Origin of the sequence: Pedobacter sp. BG31, assembly GCF_042464845.1 — a bacterium.
Lineage (GTDB): Bacteria > Bacteroidota > Bacteroidia > Sphingobacteriales > Sphingobacteriaceae > Pedobacter > Pedobacter suwonensis.
On the sequence record NZ_JBHNZK010000003.1, the window covers coordinates 45,795 to 64,747 of the forward strand.

16 protein-coding genes and 1 pseudogene are annotated in these 18,953 nt (G+C 39.8%); 15 read left to right on the forward strand and 2 right to left on the reverse strand.

The window, feature by feature from the left end:
* The first annotated feature begins 342 nt into the window (after window positions 1-342).
* The 8 genes and pseudogenes from epsC to ACFE6N_RS05360 all read left to right on the forward strand — a co-directional run bounded on the left by epsC (window position 343) and on the right by ACFE6N_RS05360 (window position 10,065).
* Window positions 343-1,155, forward strand: a complete 813-nt coding sequence (gene epsC / locus ACFE6N_RS05325) for a serine O-acetyltransferase EpsC (protein WP_378934536.1) — start codon at window positions 343-345, stop codon at window positions 1,153-1,155.
* An 11-nt stretch (window positions 1,156-1,166) separates the two neighbouring features.
* Window positions 1,167-2,039 (forward strand): cysteine synthase CysM, encoded by an 873-nt coding sequence (gene cysM, locus ACFE6N_RS05330; RefSeq protein WP_378934538.1) that lies wholly within the window; start codon window positions 1,167-1,169, stop codon window positions 2,037-2,039.
* Window positions 2,040-2,362: 323 nt separating this feature from the next.
* Window positions 2,363-3,646, forward strand: a complete 1,284-nt coding sequence (locus ACFE6N_RS05335) for an ATP-binding protein (RefSeq protein ID WP_378934540.1) — start codon at window positions 2,363-2,365, stop codon at window positions 3,644-3,646.
* A 168-nt stretch (window positions 3,647-3,814) separates the two neighbouring features.
* Window positions 3,815-4,575, forward strand: a pseudogene (gene pxpB / locus ACFE6N_RS05340) (5-oxoprolinase subunit PxpB).
* Window positions 4,556-5,554 (forward strand): biotin-dependent carboxyltransferase family protein, encoded by a 999-nt coding sequence (locus ACFE6N_RS05345; RefSeq protein ID WP_378934542.1) that lies wholly within the window; start codon window positions 4,556-4,558, stop codon window positions 5,552-5,554. Before pxpB ends, ACFE6N_RS05345 begins: the two are co-directional and overlap by 20 nt.
* Entirely contained in the window at window positions 5,551-6,312 is a 762-nt protein-coding gene (locus tag ACFE6N_RS05350) for a 5-oxoprolinase subunit PxpA (protein WP_378934544.1), read from the forward strand. The genes ACFE6N_RS05345 and ACFE6N_RS05350 overlap by 4 nt, the downstream gene beginning before the upstream one ends.
* Window positions 6,309-7,493 carry an NRAMP family divalent metal transporter gene (locus ACFE6N_RS05355; RefSeq protein ID WP_378934546.1) on the forward strand — a complete coding sequence of 395 codons (1,185 nt, stop codon included), beginning with the start codon at window positions 6,309-6,311 and terminating at the stop codon, window positions 7,491-7,493. Before ACFE6N_RS05350 ends, ACFE6N_RS05355 begins: the two co-directional genes overlap by 4 nt.
* 10 nt (window positions 7,494-7,503) lie before the next feature.
* On the forward strand, window positions 7,504-10,065 hold the full coding sequence (locus ACFE6N_RS05360) for a M1 family metallopeptidase (protein WP_378934548.1): 2,562 nt from the start codon (window positions 7,504-7,506) through the stop codon (window positions 10,063-10,065).
* Between the two features lie 361 nt (window positions 10,066-10,426).
* Here the strand turns inward: ACFE6N_RS05360 and ACFE6N_RS05365 are convergent, their stop codons facing one another.
* Entirely contained in the window at window positions 10,427-10,561 is a 135-nt protein-coding gene (locus tag ACFE6N_RS05365; RefSeq protein WP_262987370.1) for a hypothetical protein, read from the reverse strand.
* A 175-nt stretch (window positions 10,562-10,736) separates the two neighbouring features.
* Between ACFE6N_RS05365 and ACFE6N_RS05370 the strand changes: the two genes are divergently transcribed.
* From ACFE6N_RS05370 to ACFE6N_RS05390, 5 genes are read left to right on the forward strand one after another with little or no spacing between them, the layout of a single operon-like run.
* Entirely contained in the window at window positions 10,737-12,119 is a 1,383-nt protein-coding gene (locus tag ACFE6N_RS05370) for a mercuric reductase (RefSeq protein WP_378934550.1), read from the forward strand.
* Window position 12,120: 1 nt separating this feature from the next.
* On the forward strand, window positions 12,121-13,080 hold the full coding sequence (locus tag ACFE6N_RS05375; RefSeq protein ID WP_378934552.1) for an ABC transporter ATP-binding protein: 960 nt from the start codon (window positions 12,121-12,123) through the stop codon (window positions 13,078-13,080).
* Entirely contained in the window at window positions 13,073-14,644 is a 1,572-nt protein-coding gene (locus ACFE6N_RS05380; protein ID WP_378934554.1) for an ABC transporter permease/substrate-binding protein, read from the forward strand. Before ACFE6N_RS05375 ends, ACFE6N_RS05380 begins: the two co-directional genes overlap by 8 nt.
* Entirely contained in the window at window positions 14,644-15,792 is a 1,149-nt protein-coding gene (egtB, locus tag ACFE6N_RS05385; RefSeq protein WP_378934556.1) for an ergothioneine biosynthesis protein EgtB, read from the forward strand. Before ACFE6N_RS05380 ends, egtB begins: the two co-directional genes overlap by 1 nt.
* Before the next feature lie 7 nt (window positions 15,793-15,799).
* Window positions 15,800-16,774 (forward strand): L-histidine N(alpha)-methyltransferase, encoded by a 975-nt coding sequence (locus ACFE6N_RS05390; RefSeq protein WP_378934558.1) that lies wholly within the window; start codon window positions 15,800-15,802, stop codon window positions 16,772-16,774.
* Here ACFE6N_RS05390 and ACFE6N_RS05395 read toward each other — a convergent pair.
* Window positions 16,771-17,844, reverse strand: a complete 1,074-nt coding sequence (locus ACFE6N_RS05395) for an aminotransferase class V-fold PLP-dependent enzyme (RefSeq protein WP_378934560.1) — start codon at window positions 17,842-17,844, stop codon at window positions 16,771-16,773. The genes ACFE6N_RS05390 and ACFE6N_RS05395 overlap by 4 nt on opposite strands.
* A 109-nt stretch (window positions 17,845-17,953) precedes the next feature.
* On the opposite strand from ACFE6N_RS05395, the gene ACFE6N_RS05400 reads away from it, so the two are divergent.
* Together ACFE6N_RS05400 and ACFE6N_RS05405 are read left to right on the forward strand one after the other, a co-directional pair.
* Window positions 17,954-18,433: a DinB family protein gene (locus ACFE6N_RS05400; RefSeq protein ID WP_378934562.1), complete on the forward strand. Its 480-nt coding sequence runs from the start codon at window positions 17,954-17,956 to the stop codon at window positions 18,431-18,433.
* Window positions 18,434-18,526: 93 nt separating this feature from the next.
* Window positions 18,527-18,910: a VOC family protein gene (locus ACFE6N_RS05405; RefSeq protein ID WP_378934564.1), complete on the forward strand. Its 384-nt coding sequence runs from the start codon at window positions 18,527-18,529 to the stop codon at window positions 18,908-18,910.
* Window positions 18,911-18,953: the final 43 nt, after the last annotated feature.

The window sequence follows — 18,953 nt, forward strand, 5'->3', positions numbered from 1 at the left end:
AATTTAAATTTATGGTACAACTTCTGTTTTCTTTAAAACGACATGTATTTCAATAATACGTTTTTCTTATTCCAAGAAATCGTCACCCTGAACTTGTTTCAGGGGCTTTTATCTCGATTAATTCTAAGTGAAATCGTTAACATAAATAACAACAAGATCAAACCCACTCTCCCAAAGCATTAACCGATAAAATACTCTGGACTCCTGATTTCAGACTAATTTGTTATTTTCCCGCCATATTTATTTATAAAATCCGGGCTGTAGTTTCAGTTTAAAAAAACAAAACCTACATTTAGCCATTAAATCTATATATTTAGTCGATGAGCAGATCGGCCAGCAGTTATGGAAGACCATTTTTTTGAACAAATTTTCAAGAATCCTCTTGAACAACAAAACATTCCACCCAATGAAGTCATATCGCTATGGGCAGAAAAGCTTATTCAGGTACTTTTTCCGGAAAATTCTGCTGAGGTATTTTCAACCATTGCCGAACTAAAGGTTTACGTGGCTGCTTTGGAGCTTGAGCTTTATGACATCATATCAGCGAGCTGTCAGCTTAAAAATAGTGCATGCAAAGACGCAGCAGGCCAGTTTTTCAAAAGTTTACCGGAACTTTATCGCATTCTAAATACTGACATCATGGCCATTTACGAGGGCGATCCGGCGGCACAGAGCAGGTTCGAGGTAATCAGGACCTATCCTGGTTTTTATGCCATTTGTTTCTACAGGATTGCCCATATGCTTTACAATTTTGGGATACCGCTTGTGCCAAGGATCCTCACAGAGTATGCACATTCTAAAACAGGTATTGATATTCATCCGGCTGCCAGTATAGGCGAGTATTTTTATATCGACCACGGAACCGGGATTGTTATCGGAGAAACCAGCACCATTGGTCGTTATGTTAAACTTTACCAGGGGGTAACGCTTGGTGCGTTGAGTGTTAAAAAAACACTGGCGGGCAGTAAGCGCCATCCTACGGTAGAAGACAGGGTGGTGATCTATTCAGGCGCAACCATATTAGGTGGCGAAACCGTCATCGGGCACGATAGTATCATCGGAGGAAACGTATGGCTTACCGAGAGTATCCCGGCATTTTCCACCGCTTATCATTCGCCCATCATAACCATAAGAAATTATAAAGAAACACATTAATACAGTACAATATGGCATTAATAATCGATTTGATCGGAAACACGCCAATGGCCGAACTTCAAAAGTTGAATGTAAATCCCGGCGTTCGCGTATTTGCCAAACTGGAAGGCAACAATCCAGGTGGTAGCGTTAAAGACAGGGCTTCGCTCAATATGATCAGAAGTGCAATTGAACGTGGCGAAGTTACTCCTGATACTAAATTGGTGGAGGCTACAAGCGGCAATACCGGAATTGCCCTGGCCATGATTGCAAGTTTGTACAATTTAGATATTGAATTGGTTATGCCTGCCAATTCTACACGCGAAAGAAAGGTAACCATGGAGGCCTTTGGCGCAAAAGTAACCTTGTTGGAGAGTATAGAAGCCTGCAGGGATTATGCAGAAGAAAAAGGGGTTTCAAAAGGATATTATCTGTTAAATCAATTTGCCAATCAGGATAATTACCTGGCCCATTACAAAACAACCGGACCGGAAATATGGAGGGATACTGATGGACAGATTACGCATTTTGTAAGTTCTATGGGAACAACCGGAACGATTATGGGCTGTTCGAGATTTTTCAAGGAAAAAAATGCTGATATTCAGATTGTCGGCTGCCAGCCTACAGAGGGCTCATCCATTCCGGGTATCAGGCGTTGGCCTGAAGAATATCTGCCCAAAATATTTGATCCCAAAAGGGTAGATCGGGTAATGGATATTGCACAGGAAGAAGCGACCCTAATGGCGAGGAGAATGGCTAAAGAAGAAGGTTTGTTTGCGGGTATGAGTTCTGGCGGTGCGTGCGCAGCTGCGCTGAAGCTTGCCGGTGAATTAGATCAGGGTACTATTGTTTTTATTGCCTGCGATCGGGGAGACCGCTACTTAAGCAGCGATCTATTCGGTTGAACATAATCCGTTGAGCTTGCCGGCCCTATTTTGACACAAGCATGCAGCACCTTTGAATAATTTGAACACCTCAAAGGTGCCTTTCCACGGAGAAATGCCCTTTAACTTTTTCCAAATCACCTTCATCTTTCTACGCATGCCTGAGCATTATGTTTGCCACCGGGCATGAAAAACACGGAAAAACTTCAATCTCCTCCGTGATTTATGTGTTCCCGTGGCCAATTATTTAACACATACTTTGAAAGCAATTTCCCTGGCGCTTTCCAAAATTATAAGGCTAATGATCAGATTTTATAATATATTTGCTAATTACATTAGTAAATATGTCGGTAAAAGTTAATATCACTTCAAAGGGAATACAAAAGGTACTTAAAAATTATAATGAAAGACAGGCGATTGCCGAATATATTTGGAATGGTTTTGATGCCAATGCAGATACCATCCGTTTAGATTATGAGGCCAATCCATTAGGTCTTTTAAATCATTTAACCATAGCTGATAATGGTTATGGAATTAATTTCGACCGCCTACAACAAAAATTCGATCCTTTTTTCGAATCAGAAAAAGCCGTTCAGATTGTAGCACCAAAGCATACTTCCAAAATGCATGGGCGTAATGGGGTAGGTAGGCTAACCTTTTTTACCTTTGCGCACGACGCCGTTTGGCATACCACCTATCAATCAGAACAAGGCTTTCGCGATGGCGAGATCCGCATTAGTACAGGTGGCTTAAACAGTTACAGCTCCGATTTTTCTCCCGTTACCAGCCAGGCTGGAGCAACTGGTACCACTGTATCTTTCTCCAATTTAAAGATCAGCCAGCAAGACCTGGAAACCATTGTACTTCCATTTCTAATCAACGAATTCTGCTGGTTTATCGAATTGAATAAACACAAAAATTATTCGGTTATTGTAAATGGCAAAGCATTGGATTTTAGCAGCAATATTAAAAGCATAGAAGAATTCAAGCTTTTTTATCCCGATACTTCTGTTACTTTTAAGATCAAATATGTGCACTGGAAAGAAAATCTTCATAAAGAACTGTCTAAATACTACTTTTTGGCCGGTGGAGAAGAAATTTATAAAGATTACACCACCTTAAACAAAAAGAGCGACGATTATTTTCATAGCGTATATATCGAAAGTGATTTTTTTCGTGATTTCGATTTTAAGAGCTTCGAAAATGAAGGGCAGGTAGCCATATTTGGTGCTGCCAAATCTTCGCCGGAGTACAGGTTTTTGGTTAAGGCACTAACAGAGTACCTCAAAAGCAAGCGTAAACCATTTTTAAAAGAATATGCCAATAACTTGATTCAAGGGTATGAGCAGGATGGAATATTTCCGGTTTATAGCAGCGAAAGAGAAAAGGAATTAAGAAAGACCGCATTGGTTGATTTCATTAAAGCTTTGTATGAACTGGAACCTAAATTATTTGGCAGCTTAAATACCGATCAAAAGAAAACCATTGTACGCCTGATTGATCTGTTAATGCGTGCTGATCTCCACGATGAAATTTTTGAAATGTTTAACAATGTGATTGAATTGGAAGCTGAGGAGCAGCAGGAACTCTTACAGTTGATAAAAGGCCTTGCACCGAAAGAAAAATGACCTAATATTAGGCTTTGGCTATTAATTTTTTTGCAAACAGACAATTTTTAGCGATCTCATTGCCGAAATTGTTGTGATTTTGATAATATATAGCCATTTTTATAGCGGTAGTTTGATTATTTTACCGGTATGATGAAGATGATTAATGAATAGATCTTTCCGTTTTGTATGATTAAGGAGGAAAGATATTCTGGGACAAACATTCCCCTGAAAATTTATGGATTGAGCGAAAAATCGCTCACCGTAACATTTGGGACATCAATCGATAATGATTTGCTTGATCTGATTACCTTTTTTAACCAGTTACTCTTAGAAAATCCTTTTTCTGGCCTGATTACCACTGTTCCGGCTTATACTACCTTAACTGTTTTTTATGATCCATTGACAGTAAAATTATCCAATCTTCCCGGCGAGAATTGTTTTGAAAAGGTATCTGAACATCTAAATAAAATTGCCGCGATAATAATAGAAAAATTAAATGTAATAGCCCATCACCTGGTTATCCCGGTATGTTATGGAGGTGATTTTGGGCAGGATCTATTAACTGTAGCCAAAACCAATAACCTCACTGAAACCGAGGTGATCGACATTCACACCGCTGGCCAATATACTGTCTTTATGATCGGCTTTGTGCCGGGTTTTGCTTATATGGGGGGATGGATAACATATTGTCAACACCGAGAAAAGAGGTGCCTGCTGCTAAAATTCCAGCGGGATCTGTTGGTATTGCAGGTAATCAAACTGGTATATATCCTATGGAAACCCCCGGCGGATGGCAGATTATCGGCCAAACACCCTTAAAGATGTTTGATGTAAACCGTAAACAGCCATCTCTTTTAAAGGGTGGAGATCGGGTGAGTTTCAAAGCTGTTGATCAGGAAGAGTTTAATGCAATGTTGAAACAAGAATATGAAAATCACTATCATTAAACCAGGCCTGCTAAGTACCGTTCAGGATATGGGCAGGTACCGGTACCGATCGCAGGCTGTACCTGTTTCTGGTGCCATGGATGAGCTGGCACATCGTTTAGCCAACAAAGCTGTTGGTAATGATGATCATTGTGCTACCATTGAATTTACCTATGCTGATGCATCATTTAAAGCGGAAACATCCATTCTCATTTCTTACTCCGGCGATGGTGCATTTCTAGTTTATCAAGGTGAATTGATGCCTGCAGAAAAGCCATTGTTTTTTTCAGCAGGCTCGGTAATCAAATTGATCCGCAATCCAATTGGGGTACGTACCTATCTGGCTATTGCCGGTGGATGGAATGTGCCTGATGTAATGGAAAGCAAAAGCACGTATCTTACCGCAGGTTTTGGAGGTTATAAAGGAAGGGCATTGCAAAAAGCAGATGTTTTGGTCAGCAGACCTAACCTGAACGAAATATCCAATAAAATTTTAAAGCAATTGGTTGAAGGATCGTTAATCTATCCGAATTGGTCCATTTCGCGCAATAGTTTACTACCTGTGAAAAAGCGAGAAATCAGGGTTGTACCGGCCAGTGAAATCTGTTGGTTCGATGCAACATCTATTCTTTCATTTTTAACGAACACTTATACCGTAAACTTAAGAAGTAACCGAATGGGCTACCAGTTAACCGGAAAGCCATTGGTAAGGAAAGTTAAAAAAGAATTGCTCAGTACGGCAGTAACTCCGGGGACTATCCAGGTAACCGGAAGTGGCGATCTGGTTATGCTTATGGCCGATTGCCAGACAACAGGTGGTTATCCGCGCATTGCGCAGGTTGCAGCGGTCGATTTGCCTTTATGTGCACAGCTTAAGCCGGGTGATACCATTGAATTTGCTGAAATTTCAAGAGATGAGGCAGAAGAACTTTACCTTGAACGTGAGCATGATTTGTTGTTGATTACTAAGGCAATAAACCTTAAATATACTCAAATATGAAAACGATCGATCTTAATTGTGATATTGGGGAAGCATTTGGAAGTTATGCCATGCCAAATGATGAAAAACTGATGGAATATATTTCATCTGCAAATATAGCCTGCGGTTTCCATGCAGGCGATCCGGCGGTAATGCAGCAAACCGTAAGTTTAGCCATAAAAAATGGGGTAGCCATAGGTGCGCATCCTGGTTTGCCGGATTTGCAGGGCTTTGGTCGCAGAGAAATGAAAATTACGCCAAATGAGGTCTATCAGCTTACTTTATACCAAATGGGTGCATTGGCTGGTTTTGTAAAAGCTGCAGGCAGTAAGTTGCATCATGTTAAAGTACATGGCGCATTGTATAACATGGCCGCAAAGGATACTGCTTTGGCAAAAGCGATTGTACAGGCCATTTTAGATTTCGACCCGGGTTTAATGCTATATGCCTTAGCAGGAAGCAAGATGATTGAAGAAGCGGAAAAAGTTGGGATTGCAACCGCATCAGAGGTTTTTGCTGATCGTAGTTATCAGGACAATGGTTTACTTACCCCGCGCGGTGCAGATCATGCTTTAATTACCAATGATGAAGATGCTGTTAAACAGGTGTTGGGATTTGCTTTAAAACAGCAAGTAAGTAGTGTGAATGGAAACCTGATTACCGTTAAGGCAGAAACGGTTTGTTTGCATGGTGATGGTGGACATGCGGTAGCGTTTGCCAGCTTGATAGCCGGAAGGCTAAAAAAAGAAGGAATTATGATTAAAGCGCCACTAATATGAAGCCAAAATACAATTGGAGTGTACTTTTAGGTGCCGCTTTTTTAATGGCTTCATCTGCCATAGGCCCCGGATTTCTAACACAAACCGCCGTTTTTACCCAGCAGTTGGGTGCAAGTTTTGCCTTTGTTATCCTGCTATCCATTATTTTAGATGCTATTGCACAGTTAAACATCTGGCGGATTATCGCCGTAGCCGATAGACCTGCACAGGATATCGCCAACAAGGTATTTCCTGGTTTAGGCTATTTTATTTCTTTCCTGGTTTTTTTAGGCGGTTTGGCCTTTAACATTGGCAATATTGCCGGCGCTGGCTTAGGACTAAATGTGCTATTCGGCATTGGTGTAGGGCAGGGCGCTGTCATTAGTGCAATTATGGCCATAGGAATCTTCATTTACAAGGAAGCTGGTAAAGCGATGGATGTTTTTGCCAAAACCATGGGACTGATTAAAATTGTACTGGCTTTGATTATAGCTTACACCAGCTCACCACCATTGGCAGAAGCAGCATTAAGGGCTGTAAACCCTACACAGTTTAGTTTTGCCGCTGTATTAACCATCGTTGGTGGAACTGTTGGCGGCTACATTACTTTTTCGGGCGCTCACCGTTTACTCGATGCGAGACAAACCGGTATTGAAAATCTGGATGCTGTAAATAAAGGAGCGTTAAGTGCCATCGGCATCGCCTCAATTATGCGCTTGTTATTGTTTATTGCAGCTTTGGGCGTAGTAAGCAAAGGTTTTACGCTGGATCCGGCCAATCCGGCCGCTTCAGTTTTCAAACTGGCCAGTGGCCAGATAGGGTATAAAATTTTTGGTGTGGTTATCTGGGCTGCGGGGATTTCCTCTGTGGTAGGGTCTGCCTATACCTCCATTTCTTTTATCAAGAGTTTTCACCCGCTGATATTAAAGTTTAACAGGGAAATTATTACCATCTTCATATCCATCTCCTGCATTATTTTTCTCCTTGTTGGAAAACCGGTTAAAACGCTGCTTACCGTAGGAGCCATAAATGGCTTTATTTTACCCATCGCATTGGGAATTATGCTTATTGCAGCCTACAAAACCAGGATTATTTCAAGTTACAAGCAGCCGTTATGGTTAACTTTGGCTGGTCTGGCCGTGGTATTAACCATGGTTTGGATGAGTTATGGTACGGTTATACAAATGATAAATGGAGAATAAATTTTATAAAATGAATACAATAGTCAAATATTTTTGTGCTTTACCATTGTTGGCTGCAACCTGTTTTGCGCAGCAACAGCCGAAACCAGTAGTTGTAGAACCAGGGGTATCGCTTGCATTGGCAAATGCCAGAAGTGCTGCAATCAGTAACATTAGCTATAAGCTTCATTTAACGATACCAGCTGAACAAAAAGCTTCAATTGAAGCAGTTGAAAATATTGATTTTGAATTAAATAAGTTACTCCATCTGCAAGTTGACTTTAAGCAAAATGAAGATCATATCAAGCGGGTAACAGTGAATGGAAAAAACATCGCAATCGATTTTAAGGCAGAACATATCGTAATTAAACAGGAGTATTTAAAGATTGGGAACAACCGTATTGAAACCGCATTCATAGCTGGCAATGAATCATTAAATAGAAACAAAGATTTTTTGTACGCCCTTTTTGTACCTGATCATGCAAGGACGGTCTTTCCCTGTTTCGATCAACCCGATTTAAAGGCTGATTTTTTACTTTCATTAACCGTTCCAACAGATTGGAAAGTAATGGCTAATGCGGTCAAAAAAGATTCTGTGGTACAGGAAAAAGCAATTACTTACCACTTTGACCGCTCTGATAAACTGCCCACCTATTTGTTTTCGTTTACAGCCGGTAAATACACGCTCATCAATCGGAAAATGAAAAATCACAACATGGAATTTCTACACCGTGAAACCGATTCGGCAAAGATTAAATTCAGTGTAGATTCTGTTTTCGTCGCGCACCGTGATGCCCTTGACTTTCTGGAAGACTGGACAGCAATTAAATATCCTTTTCAGAAAATTGGCTTTGTAAGCATTCCTGATTTTCAGTTTGGAGGAATGGAGCATCCGGGTGAGGTGCAATATAAAGCATCTTCATTGTTTTTAGATCAGGGTGCGACTAAAGATCAGTTTATTTCGCGTTCTAATCTTATTTCGCATGAAACGGCGCATATGTGGTTTGGCGATCTGGTTACCATGAAATGGTTTAATGATGTTTGGATGAAAGAGGTTTTTGCCAATTTTATGGCTGATAAGGTTACTGAAAAGTTAATGGGAAAAAACACCTTCGACCTTAAGTTTTTGCAGGATCACTATCCGGCAGCTTATGGGGTGGACAGGACTTTGGGGGCTAATCCCATTCGGCAGCAACTGGATAACTTACAGGAAGCCGGATCCATGTATGGAAATATCATTTACCATAAAGCCCCGATTATGATGCGCCAGTTGGAATTATTGATGGGTAAAGACGATTTTCAAAAGGGAATAAGGGAGTATTTGAAAAAATATAGTTATGGCAATGCTACCTGGAACGATCTGATTGCCATTTTAGGCAAACACAGTAAAAGTGATCTCTTGAGTTGGAATAAAGTTTGGGTAAACGAACCTGGCAGACCGGTTTTTAGTTATCATATTGAATACGAGAAAGATAAAATAAGCCATTTTAGCCTGAGCCAAAACAGTGAGATGGGACAGCCGAGGGTATGGCCGCAATCTTTTACGGTAAAGCTGGTTTACCCAACTGGTGATAAGATTCTTGTGGTAAATGCCAAAACTGCTAAAACAGATTTAGTGGATGCAAAAGGTTTACCTAAACCCCAATATATTTTATTTAATGCAAATGGTGCAGGATATGGCCTTTTCCCGATTGAGAAAGAGATGATGGCAAATCTCTTTCACATCAAAGATCCTTTAGAACGGGCCTCGGCTTATATCAACGCCTATGAAAATATGCTTTCGGGCAAAGACAATAAACCAAACGAACTGTTAGGCTTATTACTGCAGGGATTAGCGGTTGAGAAAAATGAAATGAACCTAAGGTTGATCACCGGATATCTTACGAATATTTATTGGACTTTTCTTAATGGTGAAGTACGGAATAGCATGTACGAAAGTATGGAGAGTACCATATGGAACGCAATGGAGCAACAGCAAATGCCGAACAATAAGAAGATTTTGTTCAATGCTTATCAAAATATTTATTTAAGTGCTGAGGCTGGAAAAAGAATGTATGATATCTGGCAGAAGCAAACAGCGCCAGATGGCGTTAAATTGTTAGAAGATGATTATAGCGCACTTGCTTTAACGCTGGCGCTTAAAACAGATACGGCAAACACCATCTTAAAAGAACAGTTGGTACGTACTAAGAACGAAGACAGAAAAAACAGGCTGATGTATTTAATGCCTGCATTATCTTTGGATGTTAATGAAAGAGATCTTTTTTTTAATGGCTTAAAAGATAGAAAAAACCGCCAGAAAGAAGCCTGGGTAACCACTGCTTTATCCTATTTGCATCATCCCATCAGGCAAAAAACATCTATTCGTTACCTGAAAGAAAGTTTGGATTTATTGGCGGAAATACAGAAAACAGGAGACATCTTTTTTCCGCAATCTTGGTTAGCAGCATCATTTTCTGCTTATAACAGTAAAGAAGCAAACCAATTGGTACAGGATTTTTTAAAATCTCATCCCGGTTACAATCCAAATCTAAAAGATAAGATTTTGCAAACAACCGATAACCTTCGGCGGGCACAACATATCGTGAAATAACCTTCAGGCTTTATGTAATTAAATTTGTTGTATACAGATTCGAAAAGAATTTATACATTTGTGGCGAGAGCGTTAATTTAGATTTGAAAAGGGTAAGCATTCATTTGTTTGCCCTTTTCTTTTTTAATGGTTATTTTAATCTCAATTCTGTCATTAAAGATCTTTTCATTATTTAATTAATTTGCTGAAATTAATATTTCCAAATCCTCTTTTGTAAAATAAAACTGTTTCATTAATCCTGAAATAATCACATTTGTTTCATGATTACTGAAATAAATGTGTTATTTCAATATTTGATATAAATCCATAATTAATATGAAAGACTATTTTAAGGAATACAGCACACGCTGCTATTTCTAACTTAATTAAAAGACTCGGTCTGGCTATTCAGATCTTCCAATAAACCATTCAATAAAATTTCTCTTTTATCTTCAATAGAAGTATCATCCTGAATAAAAACGGTAAGGTTTGTATTTTCTGCTGTTTGTGTTTGCATGAGTTAGGGATTTTACGTTTGTCAATTTAATTACCTACCTCATTTAACGCTAATTTTCGAAGATAGTTTGTAACTTTTTTAAATAATCTACAATAGTTAATCAACAATAAATCATTAATTAGCAAACATTGATTGGTTTATGTAGTTTATTATTACAACAAAACAAATTCCATCAATGAAACATTACGACGCAATAATTATTGGGGCGGGGCAGGCCGGTGTACCATTGGCTAAAAAACTAGCCGAAGCCGGTAAAAGAACAGCTCTTATTGAAAAAAGATTGGTTGGCGGTACCTGTATCAATGATGGCTGTACACCGACCAAAGCAATGATTGCCTCTGCAAAGGCTGTACACCAGGCTAAAAAAGCTTCAGCTTTAGGCGTTGATATTGGATCTGTTAAAATAGACTTTAAGAAGATTGTCCAACGAAAAAACGATATTGTAGAACAATTCAGGTCTTCATCAGAAAAAGGAATTGCCGAAACAAATGGACTCAAGCTTATTTTCGGAAGGGCAAAATTCAGTGCAGAAAAGGAATTAACCATTACCCTTAATGAAGGCGGAGAAGAAAAAGTAACTGCTGATTGGATTTTTATCAATACCGGTGCAAAAACAGCCATACCCGATATAGCAGGATTAGATCAAATTGACTATCTTACCTCAACGACAATCCTTGATTTGGAAACGGTTCCGGAGCATTTAGTGGTAATTGGTGGTAATTATATTGGATTGGAGTTTGGGCAAATGTTTAGCCGTTTTGGTAGTAAAGTTACCATTCTCGAAAAGTCAACGGGTATACTGGCAAAAGAAGATGAAGACATCTCTTCAGCACTGACAGAGATTTTAACCGATGAGAAGATCGAAATTATTACGGATGTAAAGGTTGAAAAAATCGATCAGGATAAAAAACAGCTTCATATAACAGTCCGTTCCGGTAAAACTAAAAAGGATATAATGGCAAGTCATGTGCTGGTTGCAGCGGGACGCGTACCTCAAACCGCTGATCTGGGACTCGAAAATTGTGGTGTTAAATTGGATGATAAAGGCCATGTAATGGTGAATGAAAAACTGGAAACCAATATTAAAGGAATTTACGCACTAGGAGACGTAAAAGGTGGGCCTGCCTTTACGCATATTGCCTATAACGATTACACCATTGTTTACCGTAATCTGATTGAAGGGACCAAATATTCTATTCGGGATCGCCCGGTACCGTATTGCATGTTCACCGACCCGCAATTGGGTAGAATCGGCATTTCGGAAAAGGAAGCAAAAGAAAAGAAATTAAATTACGAAGTAGCGGTGATTCCAATGTCGCAGGTGGCACGCGGGATAGAAACCAACGAGACACTGGGCTTGATGAAAGCGGTTGTAGATCCGGAGACGAAAAAGATTTTAGGAGCAGCTATTCTGGCTTCGGAAGGCGGTGAAATCATGTCTGTTTTGCAAATGGCCATGGAAGGAGATATCACTTATGACAGGATCAGGTACTGCGTTTTTGCTCATCCTACGTATACCGAATCGCTGAATAACCTATTTATGAAACTCGATAGATAATATGATTGAATTAAAAGAGATAAGCAAGAAATTTGGCAATACCCAGGCGGTAAAGCAAGTCTCTTTTAATGTAGCCAGCGGAGAAACCCTGGTATTGCTGGGTACCAGCGGCTGTGGTAAAACCACAACATTAAAAATGATCAATCGTTTAATTGAACCCGACACAGGACAGATTCTGATCAATGGTAAAAATGTAACCGACCAGGATTCAGACGTGTTGCGAAAAGGAATAGGTTACGTGATGCAGAATATTGGCCTTTTTCCACACTATACCATTGCCGAAAACATTGCGCTTGTACCAAAGCTACTGAAATGGGATAAGGCAAAAATTATAAGCCGCACACAGGAACTCATTGAAAAACTTCATCTTCCGGAAAGTACCTTAGCAATGTATCCGCATGAATTAAGTGGCGGACAGCAACAACGTGTAGGTCTGGCACGTGCGCTGATTGCCGATCCACCGGTATTGTTGATGGATGAGCCATTTGGAGCCTTAGATAATCTTACCCGAACCAGTATCCAAAAAGAATTTAAAGCTTTAGAAGAGTTGAGAAGGAAAACGATTGTGATGGTGACACATGATGTACTGGAAGCTTTTGAGCTTGCAGACCGGATTTGTTTGATGGATAAGGGTGAGGTGGTTCAGGTCGGTACACCTAAAGAATTATTATTCCAGCCGATAAATGATATCGCAAAGAATTTTCTTGCCGGACAAAGATTGGTGTTAGAATTTAAAGTGGTTAATATACAGGATATTTGGTGTTATCTACCTGAAGAAATAATTTACGAAGGAAAAAGTGAAACCGCTGGTTTAAGTATCTGGGATGCTATGGAATTATTACGGAAAAAGGATAGGGATGAGTTGTTTGTATCAGACGCGAGCAATACGATCAAGTCCGTTAATTTCGGGCAGTTAACAACGGCATTCAACCAATATCGAAACGCACAACAGCATGAATGAGCAACAGCAGACCTTATGGCAGTTTATGTCTGGGCAGTCTGATAAATTGTTCAGCCAAACCTTACAACATGTAGGGCTAACTTTTATTTCTTTAACCCTTGCTATTGCCGTCGGTTTACCATTAGGCATACTCATTGCGAGAAAGCGGAAACTTTCAGGAATGGTTTTGGGTGTTGCCGGTATATTACAAACCATTCCGAGTATTGCTCTTCTGGGGTTTATGATTCCTGTTTTGGGCATCGGTGCCAAACCAGCGATTGTGGCCCTGCTGATTTATGCTTTGCTACCGATTATCAGAAATACTTATACGGGCATTATCGGTATCGATTTACATGTTAAAGAGGCAGCCAGGGCCATGGGGATGAGTAAAAGCCAGGTTTTGTTAAAAGTGGAGTTACCCCTCGCCATGCCCGTTATTTTAGCAGGTATCCGCACCGCGACTGTAATTAATGTAGGAGTGGCTACATTGGCTTCATTTATTGCTGCAGGAGGCCTGGGTGAATTTATTTTTGGCGGCATCTCACTCAATAACACCAACATGATTTTGGGCGGAGCCATTCCGGCTGCCTTATTGGCGATTGTACTTGATGCTTTACTTTCGCTTGTTCAAAAAATGGATGTCAGAAAATTAAGGAAAGTTTTGTACATTTTTCCTGTGGTGATTTTGGCATTAGGCGCATTTTATGCGTTACCCTCAGCTTATGGATCAACTTTAACAGCTGGGTTTACACCCGAATTTATGGGCAGGCAGGATGGAGACCTCGGATTGAAATCAACTTATGGCTTAAAAATCCGTACCATTGTGATCAGCGATGCCGTGATGTATAAGGCCGCTTACGCGAAAGAACTTGATGTCATCAGCGGTTATTCTACTGACGGACGTTTAAAGGCATTTGACCTGAGGATCTTAAAAGACGACAAAAACATTTTTCCGCCTTATTTTGCTGCGCCCATTGTCAGGAATGAGGCGCTAAAACAATTTCCGGAACTGGAAAAAACTTTGAATCTGCTCTCCGGTAAAATTACCGATTCGGTCATGACCGATCTGAACTATAGAACTGATTATCTTCATCAACAGCCTGAGCAGGTGGCTAAAGACTTCCTGATCAGCAAGGGCTTATATAAAACAACTAAAAATGGAAATAGGGGCACTGTGCGGATCGGTTCGAAGATTTTCGGTGAGCAGTATATTCTTGCTGAAATATACAGCATGCTGATTAAAGGCTATACGGATTACAATGTTTCCACCAAAACCGGTCTGGGCGGAACGAAGATCTGTTTCGACGCACTTATGAATAATCAGATCGATTTTTATCCAGAATACACGGGTACAGGCCTTTTGGTGTTATTGCAGCCAGATCCACTAATTGCAAAGGAAATGGCCCATGATAAAGAGAAAACTTACCGTTATGTAAGTGCAGAATTTGAAAAAAGGTTTAAAATCAAATGGCTCAAGCCCATTGGTTTCAATAATTCTTACGCTTTAATGATGCGGAGAAAACAATCCACAGCGCTGAATGTTAATACCATCACAGACCTTAAAAACTACCTGGATAAAAATTAATGACACTAGTAGAAGAATACTTACAGATTAGGAAATATTCCGAACAGGTTTGTGAACCCTTACAAACTGAAGATTATGTAGTACAACCTGTTGTAGATGTGAGTCCACCCAAATGGCATTTAGGGCACACTACCTGGTTCTTCGAAACCTTTATGTTAAAACCGTTTTCGTCTAATTATCAGGTATATAGTGATGATTATAATTTTGTTTTCAACAGTTATTATGAAACCGTTGGCAATAGGGTAATCCGTACCGATCGTGGCAATTTAAGCCGCCCTGGTGTGAATGAAATTTATCAATACCGGGCGTATGTAGATGAAGCCATGGTAAATTTTTTAGCTAACCCGTTAAATGACGAGGTTAAAGAATTATTGGTTTTGGGTTTTAATCATGAGCAACAGCACCAGGAATTACTGTTAACCGATATTAAATATATTTTAGGCAATAATCCTTTATTCCCGGTTTATGTTAAAGATAAAAAAGAAGTTTCAGGGATCCAAAATGAGCAGGGCTGGATTGACATTCCGGCAGGGGTTTACGAAATTGGTTATGATGGAACAGGTTTCAGTTTCGACAATGAATTAAACAGGCATCAGGTTTATCTGCACGATTTTGCCATCAGTAAAACATTGGTAACCAACGCAGAATTTTTGGAATTTATCCATGCAGGTGGTTATGAAAATTTTAACTATTGGCATTCAGAAGGTTGGGATTGGGTGAAAAGTAACCACATCGCCTCACCCATGTACTGGCATCTGGTGGATGGCGAATGGTTTAATTATACTTTAGGCGGACTTTTGCCCGTTGATTTGAATGCGCCGGTTAGCCATATCAGCTATTATGAGTCTTATGCTTATGCCAGTTGGAAATGCTTGCGTTTGCCCACCGAGTTTGAATGGGAAGTGGCAGCGAAACATTTTAATTGGGGTGAAAGGTGGGAATGGACCGAAAGCGCTTACCTGGCTTATCCTGGTTTCAGCAAGGCGCCAGGTGCCATTGGTGAATATAATGGCAAGTTTATGGTCAATCAAAAAGTACTTCGTGGCGCTTCCATCGCTACACCTCAAAATCATTCACGCATTACGTATAGAAACTTTTTTCATCCCCATTTAAGATGGCAATATACAGGCATACGCCTGGTAAAATAAAAATGTTATGAGCACAACTACCATTGAAATACCAACCAGCAACAAAACGCAATTTCTTCATGAAACCCTGGCAGGGCTAAAATCTGAACCTAAATTTATGCTTTCCAAGTATTTTTATGATGCTACCGGAGACCGCATATTTCAGCAGATTATGGAAATGGAAGAGTATTATCTAACCAATGCCGAAATGGAGATTCTCCAAAATCAGTCTGCACAACTTTCTGAAGCTATATCTGCGCATGGAACAGCTTTCGATCTGATCGAATTGGGTGCAGGCGATGCCACTAAGTCTATCCATTTGTTAAAATCCCTGCTGGATGCTCAAATGGAATTCAGCTATTTCCCCATTGATATTTCGGAACATGTTATTTCGGATCTGGAAGAAAATCTGCCTAAAAAACTTCCTGCATTGGATATTACAGGCTTAAATGGCGATTATTTTGACATGCTGAAAAAGGCTGCTGAACTATCTGACCGTAGAAAAGTAGTGCTATTTATGGGGGCAAATATTGGTAATATGACTGTTGCTGATGCTGAGAGTTTCTGTCTTTCGCTTAAGCAATTGCTTTCTCCAAACGACCTCGTCATTATCGGCTTTGACCTTAAAAAAAATCCACAACAAATCCTTGCGGCCTATAATGATAAAGGTGGAATTACCAGGTCTTTCAATCTTAATCTGCTTCGTCGCATCAATAAAGAACTAGATGGTGATTTTAACGTCGATCAATTCGAGCATTACGCCAGTTACGATCCGGCATCAGGAGCCTGTAAAAGTTATCTGATCAGTTTACAAAATCAGATCGTGAACATAGGTCGGCAGGTGATTCATTTTTCGGAAAATGAATACATACATATGGAAATTTCACAAAAGTATTCCTTGGAAGACATTCATAAATTGGCAGTAAAAACGGGTTTTAAGCCGCTTCAAAGCTTTTTTGATCAGAAACATTATTTTGTGGATGCCATTTGGAGGGTAGATTAATGCCCGTCATCTAAAACCTCAAGCAGCCGGTTTAAATCTTCTTCCGTATTATAATAATGGAAAGAAATTCTGGTGCCGGCGCCCCTTGCAGAACAAATAATTTTAGCTGACAGCAATTTATCCACCATTTCCTGATCCAGCGGCATACTCATGATAGCAGACTGATACTTTCGGTCAAGCATCCAATCGGGAACTAAGCCTCTGGAATTTAATGCTAATCTTGCCTGATTACTGAGCGCTTGCGTGGTTTTTTCAATAGTGTCGAAACCCACTGCACATAGGTCATTTAAACTCTCATTTAAGGAGCCGAAGTTTAAGGTATCCAGGTGTCCAGGCTCAAAATACATTGATAAAGGATCTTTTTCATTTAAAAACGGCATTGAGGGTAGGCTAACTGCCTTATTTTTTATATAGATTACATTTTTCATCTGATCGGATAACATGACATAACCATTTCCATATCCGGCCAGAAGCCATTTGTATCCACTGCCAATCAACGCATCTAAACCCGATTTCTTAAAATTGAAGGCAGTAGTGCCTAAAAACTGAGTACCATCTCCGATCAATAACAGATCAGGATAGGCAGTTTTTATTTTTTTGATAAAGTCTTCATCCATTCTTAAACCGCTGATGTATTGTACCATGCTAAAAGCCAGAATGGTTGGTTTAAATTTTTCAATGGCATTTATGATATTCCCCTCTAATTTTTCATCAATGGTTACCTGATGATAATCAAAACCCATACTCATTATGGGATAACCTACCGAAGGATATTCGTCTGCTAATAGCAAGAAACGATGAGTTCGATCCAACCCGTTAAGTAGTGTATTGAAGCCTATTGAAAAATTTTGAACCAGATAGGTGTTTTCGGGCTTTGATCCAAAAAGTGTAGCGATGTTATTTTTGAGGTTAGCGATAACAGCAAGATTTTCCATTCTGAAAATGCTTCCATCAGCCATAAACGTTTCGTCGTGCTTTACCCGCCATTCTGCTAAGCTTTCCGATAAAATACCAGAATTGGCAGTGTTCAGATAAGTATACTTTTCTAAAATGGGGAATGATCGCTTCATGACCCAAATTAAAGGAATTATGCATTAAAAAGTAAATGCTGTTATCCAAAATCAATTTTTATACAAACCTATGAGAATGAGAATTGTTCTTTTTCTAAAGAAGTGCATTATGATGGAAAATGAAACCGCAATATTGATTACTGAATTAAAAAAACTTTTACAAGGGGGCGGAGCACATGTAGGGTTTAAGGATGCTGTAGCTGGTCTGCCTTTTAATCTTTTAGGTGAAAAGCCCGATCATTTGCCATACAGCATCTGGCAATTGGTAGAACATATTAGAATTGCCCAGTGGGATATGCTGGAATTTAGCAGAGACGGAAGCCATCAATCGCCAAAATGGCCTGATGGATATTGGCCAAAAGAACTTGCGCCAAAAGATGAATCAACCTGGAGTAACGCATTAAGGCAAATTGATGATGATCTGCAGGCATTTATAGCGCTTTTGGATTCGTCAGACCTATACAGCCATATACCACATGGTGATGGGCAGCGTATTTTGACTGAAGCTTTGCAGATTGCTGATCATAATGCTTATCATATTGCTGAAATCGTCATCATCAGGCGCCTGTTGGGAGCATGGAAAAATTAATATAGTGAATTGGTATTCTATATCAGTTGATATTAGCATGATAATCTGATAAAATAATCCGTCCGTTCTTCAAAATAATTAAACAATTAAGTTATGTTACAAAACTCAAAAGCATTCAGCTCCTTTTCTGTAGATGATGTACAGAAAGCAAAAGAATTTTATCAGGACGTATTGGGCCTTGAAGTTAAAGATAACCCAATGGGAGTGATTGAAGTGGTGGTTTCCGGTTCCTCAAATATCTTGCTTTATCCAAAACCGAATCATGTTCCGGCAACTTTTACAGTGCTCAACTTTCCGGTCGAAAATATAGATCAGGCTGTTGACGAATTGATTGCCAAAGGAGTTAAGTTTGAGATTTACCATCAGGAATCGATCAAAACCGATCAAAAAGGTATTTCTCGTGGAAACGGCGGACCGGCTATTGCCTGGTTCAGAGATCCGTCAGGTAACATTTTGTCTGTTTTGCAAAACACCTGAGTTAGCCAGACTTCCGAAGTCGGCAAAGCGTAAAACGATTGCA